This is a genomic window from Neptunomonas antarctica, assembly GCF_001305295.1.
GTDB classification, from domain to species: domain Bacteria; phylum Pseudomonadota; class Gammaproteobacteria; order Pseudomonadales; family Balneatricaceae; genus Neptunomonas; species Neptunomonas antarctica.
This window is the reverse complement of sequence record NZ_LJSI01000019.1, coordinates 1-23,156: the sequence shown is the minus strand read 5'-3', so window position 1 is coordinate 23,156 and position 23,156 is coordinate 1. Positions and strand designations below refer to the sequence as shown.

Annotated in this window: 14 protein-coding genes; 2 read left to right on the top strand and 12 right to left on the bottom strand. The window is 50.4% G+C overall.

The genetic code is table 11. The annotated features are described in order from the left end of the window. Positions 1-490: exonuclease domain-containing protein (locus Nant_RS02125; protein ID WP_202904931.1), on the bottom strand; the 490-nt coding region annotated here is incomplete at its 3' end. A 38-nt stretch (positions 491-528) separates the two neighbouring features. Then, positions 529-2,406, bottom strand: coding sequence for a putative nucleotidyltransferase substrate binding domain-containing protein (locus Nant_RS02120; RefSeq protein WP_054340002.1), 1,878 nt, complete (start codon positions 2,404-2,406; stop codon positions 529-531). A 341-nt stretch (positions 2,407-2,747) separates the two neighbouring features. Here Nant_RS02120 and Nant_RS21185 point away from each other — a divergent pair, with 341 nt between their 5' ends. Beyond that, complete coding sequence (locus Nant_RS21185; protein WP_143773502.1) at positions 2,748-2,924, top strand: DUF6435 family protein; 177 nt, start codon at positions 2,748-2,750, stop codon at positions 2,922-2,924. Positions 2,925-2,986: 62 nt separating this feature from the next. On the opposite strand, the gene Nant_RS02115 is transcribed toward Nant_RS21185, so the two are convergent. From Nant_RS02115 to Nant_RS02070, 10 genes are all read right to left on the bottom strand, one after another. Continuing rightward, positions 2,987-5,365, bottom strand: coding sequence for an MFS transporter (locus Nant_RS02115; protein WP_054340001.1), 2,379 nt, complete (start codon positions 5,363-5,365; stop codon positions 2,987-2,989). A gap of 109 nt (positions 5,366-5,474) precedes the next feature. Continuing rightward, the gene (locus tag Nant_RS02110) at positions 5,475-5,759 is read right to left on the bottom strand and encodes a hypothetical protein (RefSeq protein ID WP_054340000.1); all 285 of its coding nucleotides are present in this window, start codon (positions 5,757-5,759) and stop codon (positions 5,475-5,477) included. Between the two features lie 179 nt (positions 5,760-5,938). Then, on the bottom strand, positions 5,939-7,528 hold the full coding sequence (locus Nant_RS02105) for a BCCT family transporter (protein ID WP_054339999.1): 1,590 nt from the start codon (positions 7,526-7,528) through the stop codon (positions 5,939-5,941). Positions 7,529-7,756: 228 nt separating this feature from the next. Further along, positions 7,757-8,578, bottom strand: a complete 822-nt coding sequence (gene etfB, locus Nant_RS02100; RefSeq protein ID WP_054339998.1) for an electron transfer flavoprotein subunit beta — start codon at positions 8,576-8,578, stop codon at positions 7,757-7,759. After that, positions 8,568-9,905 (bottom strand): electron transfer flavoprotein subunit alpha, encoded by a 1,338-nt coding sequence (etfA, locus tag Nant_RS02095; RefSeq protein WP_054339997.1) that lies wholly within the window; start codon positions 9,903-9,905, stop codon positions 8,568-8,570. The genes etfB and etfA overlap by 11 nt, the downstream gene beginning before the upstream one ends. Next, positions 9,905-11,854 carry a (Fe-S)-binding protein gene (locus tag Nant_RS02090; protein WP_054339996.1) on the bottom strand — a complete coding sequence of 650 codons (1,950 nt, stop codon included), beginning with the start codon at positions 11,852-11,854 and terminating at the stop codon, positions 9,905-9,907. Before Nant_RS02090 ends, etfA begins: the two co-directional genes overlap by 1 nt. Positions 11,855-11,949: 95 nt before the next feature. Then, complete coding sequence (dgcA, locus tag Nant_RS02085; RefSeq protein WP_054339995.1) at positions 11,950-14,025, bottom strand: dimethylglycine demethylation protein DgcA; 2,076 nt, start codon at positions 14,023-14,025, stop codon at positions 11,950-11,952. A gap of 165 nt (positions 14,026-14,190) precedes the next feature. Beyond that, entirely contained in the window at positions 14,191-14,721 is a 531-nt protein-coding gene (locus Nant_RS02080) for a 4-vinyl reductase (protein ID WP_054339994.1), read from the bottom strand. Positions 14,722-14,834: 113 nt separating this feature from the next. After that, positions 14,835-15,812: a dipeptidase gene (locus Nant_RS02075; RefSeq protein WP_054339993.1), complete on the bottom strand. Its 978-nt coding sequence runs from the start codon at positions 15,810-15,812 to the stop codon at positions 14,835-14,837. 378 nt (positions 15,813-16,190) lie between these two features. Beyond that, on the bottom strand, positions 16,191-17,570 hold the full coding sequence (locus tag Nant_RS02070; protein WP_054339992.1) for an L-serine ammonia-lyase: 1,380 nt from the start codon (positions 17,568-17,570) through the stop codon (positions 16,191-16,193). Positions 17,571-18,014: 444 nt separating this feature from the next. Here Nant_RS02070 and Nant_RS02065 point away from each other — a divergent pair. Continuing rightward, positions 18,015-23,156: YDG domain-containing protein (locus Nant_RS02065; RefSeq protein WP_054339991.1), on the top strand; the 5,142-nt coding region annotated here is incomplete at its 3' end.

Sequence of the window (23,156 nt, the reverse complement as noted above, 5' to 3'; positions counted from 1 at the left end):
TATCAACCACGGGAAAGCAGATACCCTCCCCCAGTCTTTGTTTTAATGCGGTATGAAAAAACTCCCGCTCTATATAACGATAATGTACGACCACTACCCGCCCGGCAAGGGCTTCCAATACAGGCTCCAACACGCGAATCAAATCCGGTGCATTATTGATATCCGCATGCGTAATGCCGTGAATAACAACCGACTCTTCAGCCAAATGCTGCTGAGGATTTAAAATCCATTGCTTAGCGTCTTTGCAATAAATACGCTGCAGCGTAAAAGGCACCAAACCAATGCTTACAATATCGTCTTTTTTTGCATTCAGACCCGTCGTTTCAAAATCCAACGCGACAAAAGGGACATCTTTTAAGGGTGTATCAGGGGTAACCGCCCCTTTTTCATAAAACATACGTAAACGAAAATCACAGGCGGCCTCTGCTTGCTCATTGAACCTGAGCGACCAGTTGAGACTGTGTTGATCTGTACTGTTAACGCGCGGCATTCTCAACCCCATGTATTATGGACAATTAAGCTATTCAGCTATAAAGGATAGCGAAATCTAAGAAAGCGCTGACTGTTACTCAACACTTGAAAAGCATCTTTCAGGTTACGCCGCTCAAACTCAGACAGGTGCTCGGGTTCAATATTATTATCCGCTGTACGCCCCGCTTCAATATCATGAGCCTGGTGCTTGATTCTGACCATCGACATAAACTCCAGCGAATCTTTCAGATCTGAAATACGCCCCTCCTGCAGAATTCCGGCCTTATCAATATCATCCAGCCTCTCAAAAGAGTTTCTGGCTTTGGAGCCTACCGCCAGCGCATGTACCCGAATAAGATCGGCTAAGGGTGCAGTTCCGCGGCGCTTCATATTAATGGAGTTGCGGTGCTGGCCATCCTGTTCCATCACAAAGTTTTTAAAGAAACCCAAAGGCGGTGTTCTGCTTAACGCATTGCGCGCCAAACTGGCTAAAAAGCGCGGCTCGCGAGAGGATTTTTGAGCAATAAAAGTATTGAGCTGTTCAGCCCACAGGACTTTTCCCCACACGCCTTCCAGGTCAAAAAAGATTGAACAGTTCAACAAGGCTTCCGGAACAGGGTTATCTATCCAATCAGCGAAACATGCCTCCCACTCCTGTCGGGTTTTACGCCACAGCGGATTCGTCGCCATAATCCCGCCGGTGCAGTAACTAAAACCGCAGACCGCTAAACCATCGCAGACAAAATTTGCCAACGCCTCAAAATACTCGCCGTGCAACTGCGGATCATACTGATTATCAAGAATCAGAGCGTTATCCTGATCAGTAATAATCAACTGCTCATCCCTTGCCATCGATCCCAACGCAAGAAAACAGTAAGGAATGGGCGGCGCGCCTAAGTGCGCCTCAGCCAACTCCAGTAAACGCTGCTTAAAGCTACGGCCGATAACAGACATGGCGCTACCAATCATATGCGAATTGGCATCCTCATTGACTAAGCGCACAAAACAGGAAGATATCTCCTCAGACAGCAACTGAAGCTCCTCTAAACTGTTCTGACGAAAGACCGAGCCGACCATATAAAGGCTGCTTTGAGACTCGTAACGCACAATATCCGAAATCGCAATCACACCTACCGGCCGGCCACGATCCAGAATTGGCAGGTGATGTAAATGATTACGGAGCATGATCAGCGTTGCCTCAAACGCATACGCATCACTATCGATGGTAATCAGTTCGGTAGACATCACCTCTTCAACCGTCGCGTCGATGGAAAAACCGGTTGCTACCACCCTCGCGCGCAGATCCCAATCCGTAATCATCCCCACCATCATCCGGCCAGCCGCGTGCTGAGGCCCTTGCGACAGTTCAGCTGCGCTAACAATCAACAAAGAAGAAACGCCTTCTTCGGTCATTTTTTCAGCTGCCTGGCGAATAGTCGCCGTACAAGCAATGGTCACAGGTTCACGGGAGATCAGCCTGGTCACCTTAGAGACCATTAAATTATTGCTATCCTTACCGGCAACAGCATGTTGTAAGTTTGAGTGATCATCCATTTCTACAAAATAAGCAAACGCTTCAAACTCATCACATAACGCAATAAACACAGACTCAGGAATGAAGTAAATCAGAGTATCTTCAAGTGCTTTGGCTGGTAAGCGGATACGATTATTCATCAACAATCCCATCTGCCCGAACAACCCACCGGCACTGAGGCGATTATGAAGATCACCGTTACGCCGATAAATTTCCACTGCACCGCTACGGATCATACACAAATCGTGAATTTCATCACCGAACTTAAAAATATCACTGTCGGCCCGGTAATAAGCAATTTCTACTTGCTGAGCGATATTATTAATGGTGTCTTCAGGCAACCCGTTAAAGGGCTGAAACTGGCTTAAAAATCCAGCAACTTCTATATGTTCTGCTTCCATTATGTTCTCTATATACGGATCTGAGTGGGTAAAAAATTTCACAGATACATCAGTACAAATTGGGATGAATAATTAAAAATCTACCACCACACTACCATCAGGTACAAGGTAAGACGACAGAAGATAGCCCGCAGCAATATTACCCGGCGTAATGCCGCTACTATTCTTGGGAGGATGATTGTGATGATAACTCATCAGACAACAGATATCGCAAACGCGAAATTTTCTTGAGCAGCTCCTTACTTCAACGATAAATGAGTGCCATTGTTTAAAAAAATAAAAACTAATCTGATTTCGTTTTTGCACGTATAAATAGCATCGACTAATTATTGAGCAATCTTATGTTTTCTATATTTAAATCCAACCCTACAAAAAAACTGCATAAAATCTACGGTATAAAGCTTGAGGAGGCGATGCTTGCACAACGCAAAGGCGACATACATAGCTATTCATCGCTAACCGCTGAGGCCGAAGAAATCTGGAATCAGATCCAACAATTAGAATCTAATCAGAAATAAAACACTGAAATACTCTGACGCTGCAGACGGCTTAAAAGCCTCGTCAAAGCATTAATACATTTTTAATCGGCAGGTTTATGGTCCACTGAGTTGATCCACTCACCTTCTGAGGACTCTGTTCCTTTACTGATAGAATCCACGACCTCTGAGGCTGACTCTGGAATAGCTTCAACTACTGCAACGGCGACATTCATGGCATGTTCCGGGGACGCGTCTGATAAACGTTGCACCAGAGCTACCGCGTCCTCATATTCTTGCGGCTTGGTCTCTTGATCTTCGTCAGATTGTTTTTCAGCATCATGTGTATCATCAGACATTTTATCGAACAGGCTGTGCGCCAATTCGGTAGCCACTTCTACCGCACTTCCGGGTACCGCTTCTACTACTGCCACGGCCATATCCAGTGCTTGCTCCGGAGCTGCTTCTGCCAGTTTTGAAACGAGTTCAACGGTATTGTGGTAGTCTGGTGTCCACTCCTGATCGTGCGTTTGATTCCATTCCTGGCTCCACTCTTGATTCCATTCTTTGTGCTCTTCGGTTCGCTCTGCAGAAACGAGTATTTCAGATTCCGTGGCGGCTAAAACCTCCTCGTCTGTTGCTCCGATATTACTGGCCAGATATTCTTCCGCTATCAAAACGGCTGATTCCGGCATGGCATCCACCATCGCTACGGCAACATTCATTGCCTGCTCCGGGGCTACATTCCACAATTCTGAAGCGATACTTGCTGCCGCCTCATCTCCGGTATCCTCCGCGCGATCGGCAGGTCGCATGGCGTCTCGCTCTTCGGCCAATACATGCGCATAATACTCTGCGACTTCAGTGGCCGATTCAGGTGCGGATTCAACCGCAACTCTTGCCATTTCTATTCGCAGCTCAGGTAAAGCATGGCCAATTTCAGCCGCCACAGAAACGACTTGCTCGGGATACCATTCAGCCAGCTTCGAGATTAACTCATAGGCTAGTTCAGGGCGAACAGTAACAACTGCCCGGGTAACGCCGAGTATTTGGTCGGGGACAGCTTCCTTCATGACTTCATATAAACGCAGAACATTAATGCCCGGCACCGTCGCGACGGCGGCAGCCACTTCAACCCCCAGCACCGGATTTGCCATCGCAATAGCGCGTGCCATTTTAACGGCAGCGGCGGGGTCGGTTTCAGCAATCGTTGCTGCTGTTTCCGCCTCTGAACTCAATGCATGCTGATGTGCTACATATTCGGTACGTGGATCGAGATCAATCGAAGCCATGATAGAGGCACCTTGCATAACAAAGTGCTCCTGCTCTTCTACAGGCAAGGCTTCACGAACGGCCATGCGATACATCACAAAGCCCCCTAATAGTAACTGTATCAAGGCGACAAAGTAGAAAAGTGCAGCGTTGCCGTAATAGTCCATTGCAATAGAAGCCGTGTATGGCCCCAATATACCGCCAATAGAAAATGCCAGGATCATACTTCCCATCGCGGCTACCATCTGATTCTGGCGCAATTTATCAAACGCTTCAGAGATACTCAGCGGATAAGTACAGGCAATAATACCAGTAGTAATCGCCGTGCCGACAAAAACACCGGTGAATATACCTTGTGATGCCAACACCGGCACCGCAAAATCTGCCACGGCCGATATGAATAACAAAACAAATAAGACGGTACGCCGATCAAATCGGTCTGATAGGTAGCCTACGGGAAACTGCAGTAAAAAAGCCCCTAAAATCGCTGTTCCCATATAAAGCGATAACTGAAAAGTAACGATGCCATAATCTTTAGCAAACACAGGCAACAAGTTAAAGATAGCGGAATAAATCACGCCGGACGCTAAACAACTGACAACCCCAAGCGGAGAAATTTTATACAGTGCCAACAGTGACATTGAGCTAACTTCTGAGATCAGGGGACCGCTGTTACGGCTCAAGACCATTGGAATCACGGCCGCACACAATAATATGCCGCTAAAAACGAATAAGACAGTGCCCTCCGGGCTTGCCATATTCATAAAAAACTGACCAAAAAACAGACCACTTAACACAACAGCATTATAAGTGGCTAACACTTTACCGCGTGTTTCTTTTGTCGAGCTGTCACTCAACCAACTTTCCATCGCTGTATACGCGCAGGCATTACAAAAACCCAATACAATGCGCATTCCTCCCCAGAGAACCGGGTCTGAATACAGGCTGCAAACCAATATACTCACGGCTCCTAACGCAACGCATCCGGCAAACACACGAATATGCGCCGCCCGTCTAATCAGGTTTTTACTGTAGATAGCGCCCAGTAACATGCCCACAAAATAGAGCGACAATACCATACCAATGGTATTCGTATTGAGACCATCTAAGCCCATTCTTACTGGGATGAGGACATTGATCAGACCGTTACCCAGCAGCAAAATAAAGCAACTGATGAAAAGGGAAATCAGTGGTACTAAGGTTGTTCGCACGCGTAAATGCTCTCTAATTCACACTAAAAAATCTATCTGTCATGCTCTCTATTGAGGACATAATCACTGGTAAATAGCTATTATCAATCGTTACTCGCACAGTCGCTGGCTATAACAGCATCTGTAGCGCCTCTTTTACTTCCGGCAACAAGAGTACTTCGTTCTGTTTGAGTTCGCTGATAATCTTGTCCAACTCATTCGCTTTATCGACATTGGCGCTGTTGTTATCGCTACTCTTATTACTACTTTTTTCATAACTCTCTTTATAATTACAGCGCCAATCTAAAGCGGCCTGTGCACATTGCCCAGGTGTCCAATGGCTTTCAACAGCGATGCCCACTGATTGTAGTAATCTATAAAAATCGTCCTGATCTACCAGATCAGCAATCATCATCAGAACCTCTCCCCTGGCATCATTTAATATATTTTTTTGAAAAATATAAGGTTTGAACGCATAAGTTTGAACGCATAAAAATCAAATATTAACGCCTGAAAAGCCGGCGATTCAGCATAAAAAAGCCGGCAAAAATGCCGGCTTTTTTCAGGTTCGTGATCTTACCAATTAAACGCTAATTAGTACACTTCACTTTTCAAACCTTTATACAAGCTAACACACATAAGCAGCAGTATAATCGTGAACGGTAAGCCCACGGTCACAGCGCCTGCCTGCAAAGCAGTCAGGGCTTCAGAACCACCCCCGTATAATAATACCGCAGCAATAAGACCTTCTAATACGGCCCAAAATATACGCTGTGGTACCGGAGCATCTACCTTACCACCGGCGGTAATAGAATCTATTACCAACGAACCTGAGTCTGATGAAGTGATAAAGAACACCAACACCAGAATGATCGCTAATGCCGAAGTGATTTCAGTTAATGGCAGATTTTCCAACATCTGGAACATCGCCAGCGATACATCACCCACGCCGTTTGCAAGCGCGCCGATTTGACCCTGGACCTGATCCAATGCATTACCACCAAAAGCAGCCATCCATACAGCCGTCACCAGTGTTGGCACTAGCAGTACAGCCATCAGGAACTCACGTACCGTACGGCCTTTTGAGATACGAGCAATAAACATACCTACAAATGGTGACCAGGAAATCCACCATGCCCAGTAGAATATTGTCCAGCCGTGATACCAGGTTTGATCTTCACGTCCTACCGGATTACTCAACGGGATAATGCTTTCTGCATAACTACTTAGAATACCGAAAAAATGCCCCAGGAAACCGCTGACTCCCCCCACCACAATGACGAATAATAGCAGTATGCCCGCAATTAACATGTTGATATTACTAAGCAGTTTAACCCCACCGTCGAGGCCACGTACCACAGAGAAGATCGCTATTGAGGTTACCCCTGCGATAATCACGATCTGCGTAGTAATATTATTCTCAATATCAAACAGGAAGCTTAAACCACCCGCTGCCTGTGATGCACCCAACCCCAGTGAGGTCGCCAAACCAAAGATCGTTGCTAATACCGCTACAATATCAATGACATGACCAATCGGCCCCCACACGCGCTCGCCTAAGAGCGGGTAAAAAGCAGAACGAATAGTCAGTGGCAAGCCTTTATTATAAGTAAAGAAAGCCAGCGCTAATGCCACTACACCGTATATTGCCCATGGATGAAGTCCCCAATGGTACATGGTAGCGCCCATAGCCAAGGACGCGGCTTCTGGTGTATTAGCTGCCACATTCAGTGGTGTGCCGTACCAATCGGTATAATAGGCGACAGGTTCTGCCACACTCCAAAACATCAGACCGATACCCATACCCGCTGCAAACAGCATGGAAAACCAGGACATACGGTTAAAATCAGGTGTTGCCGTTTTCCCACCCAGCCTGATCTTGCCTACGGGCAATACAATCAAGGCCAAACAGAATAAAACAAAGATGTTTCCGCTAATCAAAAACAGCCAATCAAATGTTTCAATTGACCAGGTACGCGCTCCCAGCAACATTTCTTTTGCATCAGCCGGGAAGATTAAAGTCGTGGCGATGAAAAGCAGAATAAGAAATGCACTGGTACTAAACACCGGATTAAGAACATCCAAACCCAGAATTGTTACATTATCTTGTCCTGCTTTGTAATCGGAGGTGTATTCCGCCCTTTTTTTCACGTCCGCCGTCGCACTTCGAGTGCTATCGTCCATAGTACTACTCCGCTTTTTTATTATGTATCGATGAATGATGACTTTACGTTCGCCTCTATCTTACGAAGAGATCAGAGATGCAGTGTTGCAGTTTGCGACAGATCTCATCGTATGATTGACGCTTTTCGATAAAATCCACAAATAAAGCAGTATAGCCAGGAGCGAAGTATATCAAAACCGGAAGAAACTAGCGACCAAAGTATGGTCGCGAGCTTAAAGGAGGCTTCTTTAACGCAACACGCCCTCTTCCAATAACAGATCAAAGATAGCCTGTGCCTGTTCTGCAGCGGGTTGATTTTTCATGATTTTTCCTCCCGCACCCTGAGGCTTAGCAGTGGCTGCTTTAAAGCGATCAGCCGCCGTCTTGGCCTTAACGATCTTCAGTCGCTTAGGTCGCTTACGAGCAGACACTATACTCCAGCCGTTACGCGCCGTATCCGGCTCACTATGGCACTGCTGCTGCTCCATGAACGCCCGATTGGCTGGGCCAAACGCACTTTGACGTGGTTCTGGTGCCGCATTATCAACACTGGCAATAAACGGCAAACGCACCGTCAACGCCCGACGCTGACCGCGCGGCAGTGCCTGCAAGATCTCAGCGACACCCTCTTTTATCGACACGATATCTGCGATACGCGACACTACCGGCCACCCCAGCGACTCACCTAACAGGTAGGGCATCATGCCAGAAGACTCGCCACTTTCAGCACGTACACCGGTCAATATGATATCGGGGGCATGCTTATGCAGATATTCACTCAGAGTCTTTACTGCATCAGCACTCTCGCGTAACTGCAGTACCCGCACAGATTCTAACCCCATACCCGCATAGCTGCGCAATGCTGCTTGCTGAGAGTCGCCGGCATGTAATACGGTTAAATTTTGCGTGCTACTGGATGCTGCCAATGTCATTCCCAGCTCAACGGCCCTGCCATCTTGCTCTGCGCGGCGAGCACGTCCTGAGGCAGGGTGTTGACCGATTGAAATCAACGAGACTATTTTTAAATCCTGGCCTTTTCCATTTAGTCCTGTGCTCGAATCAGGCTGCATTTTCAGCTCCTTCTTTAGCGCCATTTTCCACGGCGTTTTTTACGCTATTACTCACACTATTCTGGCTTTGGTGTGGTTGCTGACGAAACATTTCAATCAGGCTTAGTAATTCGCCGAGCACCGTTTCACTGTCACCAATCACACTCAGATCAGCCCGCTTTACCATGTCGCATCCTGCATCGGTGTTGATGGTGACGACCTTATCGCACTGACCAATACCTTGCATATGCTGAATCGCACCCGAGATACCCACTGCCAGATAGACCCTTGCAGTCACCCATGTACCAGAAGCACCTACTTGACGAAAACGTGGCATATAACCATCATCCACGGCTACCCGGCTGGCGCCTTCAGTGGCACCCAATGCCGCTGCGATTGTATGGAACTGGTCCCAGTTGTTAATACCGTTGCCGGCCGACAGAATAAATTCAGCTTCCGCCAGAGGAATCGCATTAGGATCGACAGCAACTTGTCCTTTATCGAGCAACTGTGGCGAAACAACAGGGATAGATTCCCATGCTACCGGCAACACCTCATGTCGGCTTTCATCAATTGGATTTGCGCATTCTTCTGCCAGCATCAGCAACCGCGGGGTTGCCCGTGTAATATCGACTGACCCACCGGCACCACGGCAGATCGATATTTTAGTATCCACCTGCCACGCCTGTGCAACAGGTCGCTCGCCCAGACGTGCAGCTAAACGAGATCCTAAATCAGTACCGCCATGAACGCTGTCGGGGAACAACCAGTATTTCGGCTTAAAGCGTACCTCAACCTGCGCTAACGCAGCGATCTGCTGCTCAGGGCAGTAACCTTCATATTCCGCACTATCGAGTAATAACAAACGGTCGACGCCGGCTTTATCAAAGTTTTCTTCTTTGCACACACCAAAAGCCACCACCATCACCACGCCGGTTTCATTACTATCGGCTTCAATAGCTCTGGCCAGTTTATGCGCCTGCCCCAACACATCTTTATCATGCGCGGTCAGTCGCCCGCCCACCATGTCCGGCACGACGACAATCGTGAAAGCGGGCTCTGCTATGACATGTAACGGCAATAGCGCTTCCTGGCTGCCTGGCGCATTACGGCGACCATTTTTAATAGCCACCGCATTACCTTTAAGCCGATCAATACGTTTAATACCGTTAGGGCCAGTAAAGCCAACCGTGTGAGGATTCTTGCGCAGCAAGCCAGAAGGCCCACGTACCTCAGTCGCCTGTCCGCCAACACTAACGGCAACATGCAACGCATGTAAGCGATTACGCGCTATCCTCTCGGCTCGCGGGTCTCGACGAAGAATTTCTGAATAATGATCATCAGACATCAGTGCAGCTCCTTAGCAAGAGGCTCAACCAGCGACTCAATCAGAATCTCAGCGATATCTTTTACCTGCGGGCGTGGCTCAACCACGCCTTCCAGCATCGCCGTACACTGCTGACACCCTACTGCTATTAACTCTGCACCGGTTGTCTGGACATCTTCCATACGCATATCGGCAATACGGCGTTCTCCCGGAATATCCGTAATCGGAGCACCCCCACCACCACCACAACAGCGCGAGCGAAAGCCAGACCGCTCCATCTCGGCAATTTCAATGCCGAGTGAGCGCAACAATTCGCGTGGCGCCTCATATTCGCCGTTATAACGTCCCAGATAACAAGGATCGTGATAAGTGACTGTGCCACCCTTGTAGGGATTCAGCTTAAGCTTGCCAGCCTGTACCAGCTGATTCAAAAAAGTGGTGTGATGCAAGACTTCAATATTATCGAACAAGTCATCCGCTATGCCTTCGGCAAAATCTGCATATTCATTACGCAGACAGTGATAAGCATGGGGATCAGTGGTGACTATCCGTTTGAATTTATACTGACTCAGCGTTGCGATATTACGCTTAGCCAGACTCTGGAACGTCGCATCATCACCCAAACGGCGTGCGACATCACCACTATCCAGCTCTTCAGCGCCCAACACAGCAAAGTCTACGTTAGCGGCTTTAAGCAACTTAACAAAGGCGCGCAAGATACGCTGACTACGCATATCAAAGGCACCATCAGATACCCAGAATATAACATCGGTTTCTTTTACATCGCTCAATAATGGTAAGTTCTGATCAGCGGCCCAGTTAGTACGACTATTAGGCGCATGACCATTAGGGTTATCGGTAGCAATCAGGTTATCCAGTACTTCTGCACCCTTATTAGGGGTACTGCCCTTCTCCATGGTCAGGAAACGCCGCATATCAACAATCGCATCAACGTGCTCTATCATCATGGGGCACTCTTCCACACAAGCTCGACAGGTAGTACAAGACCAGAGCGTTTGTGGGTCAATCAACCCCTCCGTAATCGTCAGCAGCGGACCCCCATTCGCCTGACCTATCTCTTTTCCGGGATACGGGCTGCCAGCATAGTCAGCATCACTGCCACCCGCCATGCCAACGACCATATCCTGAATCAGTTTTTTCGGATTTAACGGCTGTCCCGCTGCAAATGCCGGGCATACGGCCTCACACTTACCGCACTGCACACACGCATCGAATCCCAATAGTTGATTCCATTTAAAATCTTCCGGCTTCTGCACACCTAAGACACGTTGATCCAAAGCAACCGGTTTTAATCCCGTTGAGCGACCACCCCCAAAGCGTTCAGGACGACGATGAAATGCCAGGTGCAGCGCTCCCGCAAAGGCGTGCTTCATCGGCCCGCCCCAGGTCATACCCAACAGCATTTCGGACAAACCCATAGCAATAAATACGGTGAGCACAGCGGTTAGAATCCAGCCGCCTGTTGACGAAGATAAAAAGCCTTCAGGTAACACGCCTGCCATAGGTAATGTCAGAATAAAAAAGGCACCCGAAAACGCCAGTAAGCTTTTTGGCAAACGCATCCACGGGCCTTTTGATAATCGGCTCGGTGGGTTCAAGCGGCGCTTAAACACAAAAACGGCACCGACAAACATCAACGTCAGTGAAACGAGCAGCGCCCAGGCTAAGATCTGGCTTTCCAAACCCAACAGATGGACCAATACAATCATGGCCAGCGACAACACAAAGCCACCGCCAGTGGCCGCATGTGTTTTGGACATATATTTATCGCGTTCAACAATATCGTGCAGATCATGCAGATAGCGACCCGGCATTGCGATTAAGCCCGCGACAAAATCCACTGATTCAGCCTGGCCAGCGCGCCACAGGTTAACTCGACGTACAGCGCCAATCGCTGCCAGCAGCAATGCTGTCGCAATAAGAACGGGGTGTAACCACTCAAAAACCATAATTCACCCTCATCAAGCAGGTGGACGGGCAGCGAAATCTGCCCTGTTATTTTTACCAGCTCCGGTTTTGGAGCTGGCGTGTGCAATAGCTCTGATCAGAGGTCCTTGCAAAGCCTTAAGGCATCATAAATCGCCGCATGCGTATTACGTTGCGAGACACAATCACCCAAACGCCACAAGATCATGCTGCCCTGCTTCTCTTCAGCTGAAAGAGCCAACACAGGCTGTGGTGCAGCAGCAAACAGCGCCTCATTATCTAACTGCCCCTTGTTATAGGATTCTTGCTTGAGTGCGTAATAAAGCTCTTCGTTTGGACGCGTGCCGTTCTCGACTACCACCTGATCAACTACCCGCTCTTCTTTCTGGCCGGTGTACTCGTTCTCCAACACGGCTACCAGATTTTCACCTTCGCGATAAACATTCATCAGCAACATGTCGGAGGTCATGACCACCTCTTTTTCATACAAGTTACGATAGTAAGTCGGGAAGGTGGTGCCACCGATACCGACACCCGGCTTGATATCATCAGTCACCAGTTCGACCAACGAGCCTTTTGACGCCAGATAATCTGCTGCCGACATACCGGAGAATTCACAAATGGTGTCGTAGATCAGCACATTTTTGCCAGGCACGACCTTACCCATAAGAATATCCCAGCTAGAAACACACAGCCCTTCAGCCGCACCCCATGCCGCTTCCTGATCAATAAACGGGCGGCCACCTGTTGCCAGAATACAGACATCAGGTTTAAGTTCATGAATCAGATCCGTATCGGCACTGGTGCCTAATCGAACATCAACACCCAGACGCGCCACTTCCATTGCCAGCCAGCGAGTGATGCCTGCCATCTGGTCACGCTGCGGTGCTTTGGCAGCAATCACCACCTGGCCACCCAGCTCTTCTTCTTTTTCAATAAGCGTCACATCATGGCCGCGCTCTGCGGCAACACGTGCGGCTTCAAGACCACCAGGGCCACCACCCACCACTACGACTTTGCGCTTAACACCGGTGGTTTTTTCAATAATATGCGGCATGCCCATATGTTCGCGGGATGTTGCTGCATTCTGAATACAGAGCACATCCAACCCCATGTATTGACGGTCAATACAGTAGTTAGCACCGACACACTGACGAATCTGATCAACCTGATCATTCTTGATTTTGGCAATAATATGCGGATCAGCAATATGCGCACGCGTCATCCCCACAAAATCAACATAACCGGCTTCGAGTATACGTTTTGCCTGATTGGGATCTTTGATGTTCTGCGCATGAATAACCGGCACATCCACCACTTCTTTAATGCCGGCCGCCAGATGCAGGAATGGCTCGGGTGGATAACTCATATTCGGAATAACGTTTGCCAGCGTATTGTGCGTATCGCAACCGGAACCAACCACGCCAAAGAAATCCAGTAAACCGGTATCATTGTAGTACTTGGCAATCTGTTTAAGATCTTCATGGTTGAGGCCGTCCGGGTGAAATTCATCACCACACATACGCATACCCACCACGAAATCACGGCCTACTTCTGCACGTACGGCTTTTAGTACTTCCATACCAAAACGCAGTCGGTTTTCCAGACTACCGCCCCATTGATCAGTACGCTTGTTAACGCGCGGCGACCAGAACTGGTCGATCATATGCTGATGCACAGCAGACAGTTCAACACCGTCTAATCCACCTTCTTTGGCACGTCGCGCTGCCTGCGCAAAGTCACCGATAATGCGCCAGATATCTTCTTCTTCGATGGTCTTGCAGGTAGCACGATGAACCGGCTCACGAATGCCGGAAGGCGACATCAGATTAGGCCAATCACCACCATCCCAACGGGAGCGACGTCCCATATGGGTAATCTGAATCATAATCTTGCCGCCGTGCTTATGCACAGCATCCGCCAAATTCTGGAAATGCGGAATAATCCGATCAGTCGACAGGTTAACCGAGCTCCACCAGCTCTGCGGGCTATCAATAGAGACCACACTGGAACCACCACAGATCGACAGACCACAACCACCTTTGGCTTTCTCTTCGTAATATTTTATATAGCGTTCAGTCGTCATGCCGCCGTCAGTTGCATAAACTTCTGCGTGAGCGGTACTGACGATACGATTACGGATAGTCAGTTTATTAATGTTGAGCGGTTCAAACAGGATATCAAACTGGGACATGATCGGACCCCACCTTTACGTTATTAACCAGCCATCTAATACTAGGACACGCTAGTCTGATGACCGATTTCGATTTTATTATTGGCGCAGGCGGTGCTTAGCTGCGTTCACTTTTTATGGCTCACTTAAAAAGACGAATGAAAACTTAATAGCTTTCAGTTCTCTTTAGAGCGCGGTTACTTCAAAGTAACCCACATCACAGCCGTCTTCTGCTGCACACTGCGTCTGGATTGCTTTAGTGCGTACGTCATAACCCAGGCTTTCTGCGACCTGATCCATCGCACCAGCAAACCAACCCGTGAACATGTAATCCACCTTGCGGTTCACCTTGCCGTATTGATAAACAAAAGCGGAGTGTTCCAGGCGGACTTTGGCCGTACCTTTTTCAAGATCCAGTTCTTCAGTAATAAAGAACCCCCAACCCCGCTGAGACAAACGTTTCATGTAATGCTCGAATACATCCGCCCCTGAAATACCGTGCTCAGCCGCTTCTTTCTCGCACCAGTAATGCGCTGACTTATAACCCGCTTTATAGAGGATATCCGCGTACTTCTCAGCACCGATCTCTTCTTCAATACCCATATGATTATTCACGAAAAAATGACGCGGCACATACAACATCGGCAGTGCATCGGTGGTCCATACTCCGGTTTCATCATCTACTACGATCGGCATTTCTGGTGCATGTACACTCATTATTTCTAACCTCAAAAATTCTTTTGTATTAATACTTTTGCTAAATTATTTCGTTCTAATACTTATGGCTCTAACGCCGTATCACGCAGCGCACCAGCTATATATTTATCAGCTCAGGCGCCCCAGACATCTTTAAGCAGCGTCACCCAGTTTTCGCCCATAATTTTGCGAACCTGTGTTTCGGAAAAACCACGACGCAGCAATGCTTCAGTCAGGTTCGGAAAATCGCCAACGGTACGGATGCCTTCAGGGTTAATGATCTTGCCAAAACGCGTCAAACGTCGCGCATAGCCTTTATCGTGCGTCAGGTATTCGAAGAAATTCTGGTCCTGACCTTGGGTAAAATCGGTACCGATACCGATGCTATCTTCACCAACGATGTTGTAGATGTACTCAATCGCTTCGACGTAATCTTCGATGGTTGAATCAATACCGTTTTTAAGGAAAGGAGCAAACATGGTGACACCGACAAACCCGCCGTGATCAGCAATAAATTTAAGCTCAGCATCCGATTTGTTACGCGGATGATCTTTTAAACCGCTTGGCAGGCAGTGTGAATACGCGACCCGCTGTTTGGATTCGAGAATTACTTCTTCAGAGGTTTTAGCACCGACGTGGGATAAGTCACATAACACGCCGACACGGTTCATTTCGCCAACAATTTCACGGCCAAAGCCAGACAGACCGCCATCGCGCTCGTAGCAACCGGTGCCGACCAGATTCTGAGTGTTGTAACACATTTGCACGATACCGACGCCCAGGTCCTTAAAGACCTTCACATAGCCGATCTGGTCTTCATACGCATTAGCGTTTTGAAAACCCATCATGACGCCCGTCTTGCCTTCTTGTTTAGCACGGTGAATATCGGCGGTGGACTGTACTTTAATGAGCAGATCGCTGCTGGCATCAATCAGCTGATTCATCTCGACGACATTGTTGACTGTATTCTGAAAGTTTTCCCAGAAAGAAACCGTGCAGTTAGCGGCAGTCAGCCCACCTTTTGACATATCTTCAAAAAGCTCACGATTCCATTTCGCGCAGATCAGACCATCAATGATGATGGCGTCTTGATGCAATTCAGCGGCGTTCATTTTTATTACCCTTCTATCCCGGGTTGTCGCTTATTGCGCAAACCCTGATTAATAACCCTGATTTAATAACGCTCCAACGGATACGCTTACAGGACTGAGGGAGAATCAGAATATTTAATCTCCCAACGTTCAGGCCAGTGTAAAATTTAGTGGGGATCTTCAAGACGCTGGAAGCGACTCTCTTGTTACCAAAAGCGTCACTTCTTATTTAACAAGAGGCAGATGAAAGAAGATTGCGGCTGTACGAAGCCGCAATGCGAGATTCAGTTATATGAAAAATCGAAGGGATATAATTTAAAGCGAAAAGGAGCCGCTATTTCTTAATACATACAGACCAAAACAGATGCTGATCTGGTTTGAGCTAATGCTAGCCAAAAATTAACACTCAATGGCATTCACTGCCAAACCACCGCGTGAGGTTTCCTTGTATTTATCCTGCATATCACGGCCGGTATCGCGCATCGTGCGAATCACTTTATCCAATGAGATAAAGTGCTCTCCATCACCGCGTAACGCCATTTGCGTGGCATTAATGGCCTTCATGGCACCAATCGCATTTCGCTCGATACAGGGCACTTGTACCAAGCCACCTACAGGGTCGCAAGTCAATCCAAGGTTGTGTTCCAAACCAATTTCAGCGGCATTCTCTACCTGCTCAGGGGTACCGCCTAATATTTCACACAGACCCGCTGCTGCCATGGCACAGGCCGAGCCTACCTCCCCCTGACAACCCACTTCAGCACCAGAAATAGAGGCATTTTTCTTACATAACGCCCCAATAGCAGCGGCGGCTAACATAAAGTCGACCACCGATTCTTCGCTAGGATCTTTTGTGAACTCCATGTAATACATCAATACTGCGGGGATAATGCCCGCAGCACCATTGGTTGGAGCTGTGACCATACGGCCACCGGCTGCGTTCTCCTCATTAACGGCCAACGCATATAGATTTATCCAATCCATAGCGCCTAATGTGCTACTTATTACGTTAGGCTGCATCCCCCGCTGCAACGATTTATGCCAACTTGCGGCACGACGCCTCACATTTAATCCACCTGGCAAAACACCCTCATTAACTAAACCACTGCTGACACAATCCTGCATGGCCTGCCAGATAATCTTTAACCCTGCCCGAGTTTCGGCTTCGGGACGCCAGAATTTTTCGTTTTCCATCATCAGTTGGCTGATACTCAGCTTGTTTTGCTTACATAACGCCAGTAGCTGTACGGCATTATTGAACTCATAGGGTAGCGCCACTTGCGGGACTAAATGCGCATCGGCAGTTGCTTCACTTTCATCAATAACAAAACCACCGCCAATAGAGTAGTAAGTATTTTCATATAACAGCGAGCCATCCACAGCCGACGCACGTAAAACCATAGCATTAGGATGATAAGGAAGATTCTCTTCGAGGAGCCTCATATCTCTGGACCAGATAAATTCGACGTTATACTGACCCAGCAGTTTCAATGTATTGTTCTGTTTTACAGCGTCAACAACAGGATCAATAATAGTAGGGTCGATGGTAGCGGGACGCTCGCCCATCAAACCAACAATCACCGACTTATCAGTGCCATGCCCTATGCCCGTTGCGCTGAGTGAACCGAACAGGTCAACACGGATATGATGTACGTCAGAGGCCAGTGCATGCTGCTGTAGATAGTTCGCAAATTCAGCCGCCGCTAACATCGGACCCACGGTATGAGAACTGGACGGACCTATACCAATTTTAAAAAGATCAAAAACACTGATAGACATGACGCCTCCACACAAGGTGCGTAAATTATTATTCTGATAGATGATGAATTATGTTCTCACTCAAAAATGGCGTATGCCAATTTACGACCTGTAGTTTTCTGAAAGCGATAAAAGAGACATAAAAATAAGAGTTTCTGGATAAAACAGCGGCGTTGTTAGTGCTTTAAAAAGTCTAGGCGATCTGGAAAAACGACGAGGACGACTCATCAAGAATCGAATCTGGTGAGTGGCGTCCACAATGTAGATTAAAGTGGCAATACTTTATTTGCGTATTCTGATAAAGCTACTATGCTAAATATTTTTTTTAAATTAATGCAAGCTTACTTAATTTTTGGTCAATTTTTTTTGATCAATTATTAAATTGTTCCATTTGTGGGGAATGGGTTGTCTGGTGCGTGGTTTAACCGCGGCGCCAAGAAATAAATCACAAAGAAGGGCATCACAATGCTTGGACATGGATCACTGAATCATCTGTATCGTTTAGTCTGGAGTAAGACACAGGGGGCCTGGATTGCGGTCGCCGAAACGACCCGGGGCCAGGGTAAAGGCTCCAGCCGGAAACTGCTGGTAGCGGTCGTGGGGCTATCCTCGGCGCTCGCCCAAGCTTCGCCCGAAGGTGGACTTGTGGTGTCGGGCACGGGCAGCATTGCCCAGTCCGGTGCTACCACAACCATCACTCAGACGACCCGGAACCTGTCGCTGAACTGGGATAGCTTCAATATTGCCGCCCGGGAAACGGTAACCTTCAACCAGCCCTCGGCCGCCGCCATCGCAGTCAACCGCATTATGGACAGCAACGGTACCCAGATTCTCGGTAACCTCAATGCCAACGGCCAAGTCTACCTGATCAACCCCAACGGCATCTTGTTTGGCCAGAATGCCCAGGTCAACGTTGGCGCGCTGGTCGCGTCCACCCTGGACCTGGATGACGCCAGCCTGAATAGCGACAGCCGCAGCTTTAGTGGCGCGGGTACCGGTAGCGTGATCAACCAGGGCACCATCAACGCGGCCGATGGCGGTTACGTGGCACTGCTGGGCAACAGCATTAGCAACCAGGGCACAATTACCGCGCCCGGTGGCAGCGTCGCGCTGGGTGCCGGCAGTGCAGTCACCCTGACCTTCGCGGACAACAGCCTGGTGCAGATGCAGGTGGATGAGAGTCTGCTGGACAACCTGGCCGACAACGGCGGGCTGATCCAGGCGAACGGTGGCCGGGTGCTGCTGAGCGCCGGCGCCAGGGACTCGCTGCTGGCCAGCGTGGTCAATAATACGGGTGTGATCGAAGCGCGCAGCGTAGAAAACCACGACGGCGTGATCGTGCTGCTCGGCGGCATGGCGGCGGGCACCACGAAGGTCGCCGGCACCCTAGATGCCAGCGCGCCCGATGGCGGCGACGGCGGCTTTATCGAAACCAGTGCGGCGCATGTCAACGTTGCTGACGGCACGGTTGTCACCACCCTAGCGGCCAACGGTCAAACCGGCCAATGGCTGATCGACCCTAGCGACTACACCATTGCCGCCAGCGGCGGCAATATCACGGGAGCAGCAGTCAGCAGAAACCTGGCCAGCAGCAACATCCGGATTGAAACCACGGGAGCCAACGGTGATATTTATGTCAACGACGCCGTCACCTGGGGTGCCGATAACAGCCTGACCCTAGATGCTCATAGAGACATCAACATTAACCAGTCCATCACCGCGACCGGGGAAAACGGCAAGCTGGTGCTGGAATACGGCCAGGACGCAACCGATGGTGTGATCAGTGGCGTTGCGGCTGATTACAACGTCAATGCGCCGGTCAATCTGCAGGCTGGTAACAACTTCAGCACCCAGCTGGGTTCCACAGGCACTGTTAAAGAATTCATCGTTATCACCAGCCTCGGGGAGGCTGGCAGCACCACCACCACAGACCTGCAGGGCATCGACGGCAATTTGTCGGGTCACTATGCGCTGGGCGACAATATCGATGCCGCTGACACCTTAGAGTGGAATGATAACGCGGGCTTTGACACCCTCGGGACATTCAGCGGCAGCTTCGATGGCCTGGGGCATAGCATCGCCAACCTCAGCATCAATAGCCCCACAACCGATTACATCGGCCTGTTCCGTATTGCGACTGCAGGTTCGGTGATCACCAACGTCGGGCTGCTCGACGCCAGCGTGACTGGCAAGGCTCACGTCGGTGGGCTGGTCGGATACGATAACGGCGGCACGATCAGCAACAGCTACATCACGGGCAACGTAGCTGGCGAGCTAAGAGTCGGCGGGCTGGTGGGAAGCTCCGACTTAGCCACCATCAGCAACAGCTACGCCACGGCCAACGTGACTGCCACCGACAACAACGCCGGCGGGCTGGTAGGACACTTCAATAACAGCAAGATCAGCAACAGTTACGCCAGCGGTAGCCTGAGCAGCGGAGACTTCCGTATCGGCGGGCTGGTGGCTGAATCCACTGATTCTAGCACCATCAGCAACAGTTACTGGGATACGGTGACCACCGGACAATCCAGATCACCAGGCGGCGGTTCGGGCAAGACCACCGCTGACCTGCTGAAGCAAACGACCTACGCTGGCTTCGACTTCGGTAACACCTGGTTTATGGTGGAGGGCTCGACCCGCCCCTTCCTGCGCAACGAATACAGCACCAGCATCGGCAACGCCCACCAGTTGCAGTTGATGAGCCTGAACCTGGCCGCCGACTATACCCTGACCAACAACCTTGACCTCGCCGCCGAACTGGCCAACCCCAGCGGCATGTGGGGCACGGCGAGCACTAGCCAGGCAACGGGCATCACCAGCGGCTTCGCCCCCATCAGCTATGGTTTCAGCGGCAGCTTCGACGGCCTGGGGCATACAATTTCCAACCTCAGCATCGATAGACCCTCAACCAATTTCGTCGGCCTGTTTGGCTTTACGGCCACGGGCTCAGTGATCGACAACGTAGGGCTGCTCGGCGCCAGCGTCAGCGGCAATGACAAGGTCGGCGGACTGGTGGGGCGCAACGGCGGCACGATCAGCAACAGCTACGCCACGGGCAGCGTCCATGGCGAAGGCTATGATGTCGGCGGGTTGGTGGGGTTAATAGTAGAGGGCACGGTCAGCAACAGCTACGCCACGGGCAGCGTCAGCAGCACGGGTGGTAATACTGGAGGGCTGGTGGGGCGCGGCTACAACGGCATAATCAGCAACAGCTACGCTACGGGCATCACCGCCTCCAGCGGCTCCGCCGGCGGGCTGGTGGGCTCCGTCAGCGGTGGCTCGATCAGCAATAGCTACTGGGATACAGTCACCACCGGGCAATCCACATCGGCAGGCGGCGGTGCTGACAGGACCACTTCACAGCTGCTGACGCAAGCGACGTACCGCGGCTTCGACTTCAATAACACCTGGTTTATGGTGGAGGGCTCGACCCGCCCCTTCCTGCGCAGCGAATACAGCACCACAATCACCAATGCCCACCAGCTGCAGCTGATGGCGATAGACCTCTCGGCCGACTACACCCTGACCAACAACCTTGATCTGGCCACTGAGCTGGCCAACCCCAGCGGACTGTGGGGTGGCAGCAGCGCAGGTTTCTTTCCCATCGGCAATCATTCGACTGGATTCAGCGGCAGCATCGACGGCCTGGGGCATACAATTTCCAACCTCAGCATCGATAGACCCTCAACCAGTTACATCGGCCTGTTTGGAGACACGACAGCGGGCTCATTGATCGACAATCTCGGGCTGCTCGACGCCAGCGTGACTGGCGCCAACAGAGTCGCCACGCTGGCCGGATCTACCTACGGCACGGTCAACAACAGCTACGCCACGGGCAGCGTCAACGGTGATATTGCCGGTGTACTAATTGGAGAAAACAACGGCACGATCAGCAACAGCTACGCCACGGGCAACGTGAGTGGCCTCCAAAGGCTCGGAGGGCTGGTGGGGTTCAATAATAACAACAACAAAATCTCCAACAGCTATGCGGATGTCACCGTCAGCGGTAGCTACGAAACCGGCGGGCTGGTGGGGTACAACGGCTATAACGCCGAGATCAGCAACAGCTACGCCACGGGTTCTGTCACCAACAACACCCAATTCGCAGGCGGGCTTGTTGGAGTAAACTACAACAATGCCAAGATCATCAACAGCTACGCCACGGGCCCCGTCAGTGGAATTGACGGGAAGGTAGGCGGATTGGTGGGCAGTGATACGGGCACGATCACACTCAGCTACTGGGATACAGCGACCACCGGGCAATCGACATCAGCAGGCAACAAAGACAGCGGCACTGGCTTGAGCACCGCAGATATACACAAGAAGGCGAGCTTTTCAGATGAATGGGATCTGGCCGATACCGGCGGCAGCGGTGCCGTCTGGCGTATCTACGAGGACCACTCTGCCCCCTTGCTCACTCATTTCATGACTGACTTGACGCTCGCTGATACGGCAGTGACTTACAATAGCGCAGCTCAAAGCGGTGGTGATTTTACGTCCATCGACAAGGTATTGGGTGCCGCCGCCACAGAAACCAACGCAGGTATTTATAACGATTACCACTCCACCCAACAAGGTTTTGACATCAAGGGCGGGGGCCTGATCATAAGCCAGGCGGATTTGTCAGTCACCGGCCTCACCGCTACTGCCAAAACCTACGACGCCAATACCACCGCAACGCTAGGCGGCACCGCAGCCATTGCCAAGCTGGGTACCGATGACGTCTCTGTAAGCGGCACCGCCAGTGGCCTGTTCGCTGACAAAAATGTCGATACCGGCAAAGCCATCACCGTCACGGGCAACAGCCTGTCGGGCATTGATGCCGGCAACTACAACCTGGTGCAGCAAACAGATTTAACGGCGGATATCCTCAAGGCCGATCTGTTGGTTACTGGCCTCGCCGCCACCGCCAAGACCTATGACGCCAATACCACCGCAACGCTAGGCGGCACCGCAGCCATTGCCAAGCTGGGTACCGATGACGTGACGGTAGGCGGCACCGCCAGCGGCCTGTTCGCTGACAAAAATGTCGATACCGGCAAAGCGATCACCGTCACGGGCAACAGCATCAGCGGCGATGACGCCGGGAACTACAACCTGCTGCAGCAAGCTGGTCTTTCTGCCGATATCAGCAAAGCGGATCTGTCAGTCACCGGCCTCGCCGCTACCGCCAAGACCTACGATGCCACTACCGACGCTATCCTGGGCGGCACCGCCGCAATTACCAAGCTGGGCAGCGATGACGTATCTGTAGGCGGCACCGCCAGCGGCCTGTTTGCTGACAAAAATGTCGATACCGGCAAGACGATCCCCGTCACGGGCAACAGCCTGTCGGGCACCGATGCCGGAAACTACAACCTGCTGCAACAAGCTGGTCTTTCTGCCGATATCAGCAAAGCGGATCTGTCAGTCACCGGCCTCGCCGCTACCGCCAAGACCTACGATGCCACTACCGACGCTATCCTGGGCGGCACCGCCGCAATTACCAAGCTGGGCAGCGATGACGTATCTGTAGGCGGCACCGCCAGCGGCCTGTTTGCCGACAAGAATGTCGCTGACGGCAAGACGATCACCGTCACGGGCAACAGCCTGTCGGGCACCGACGCC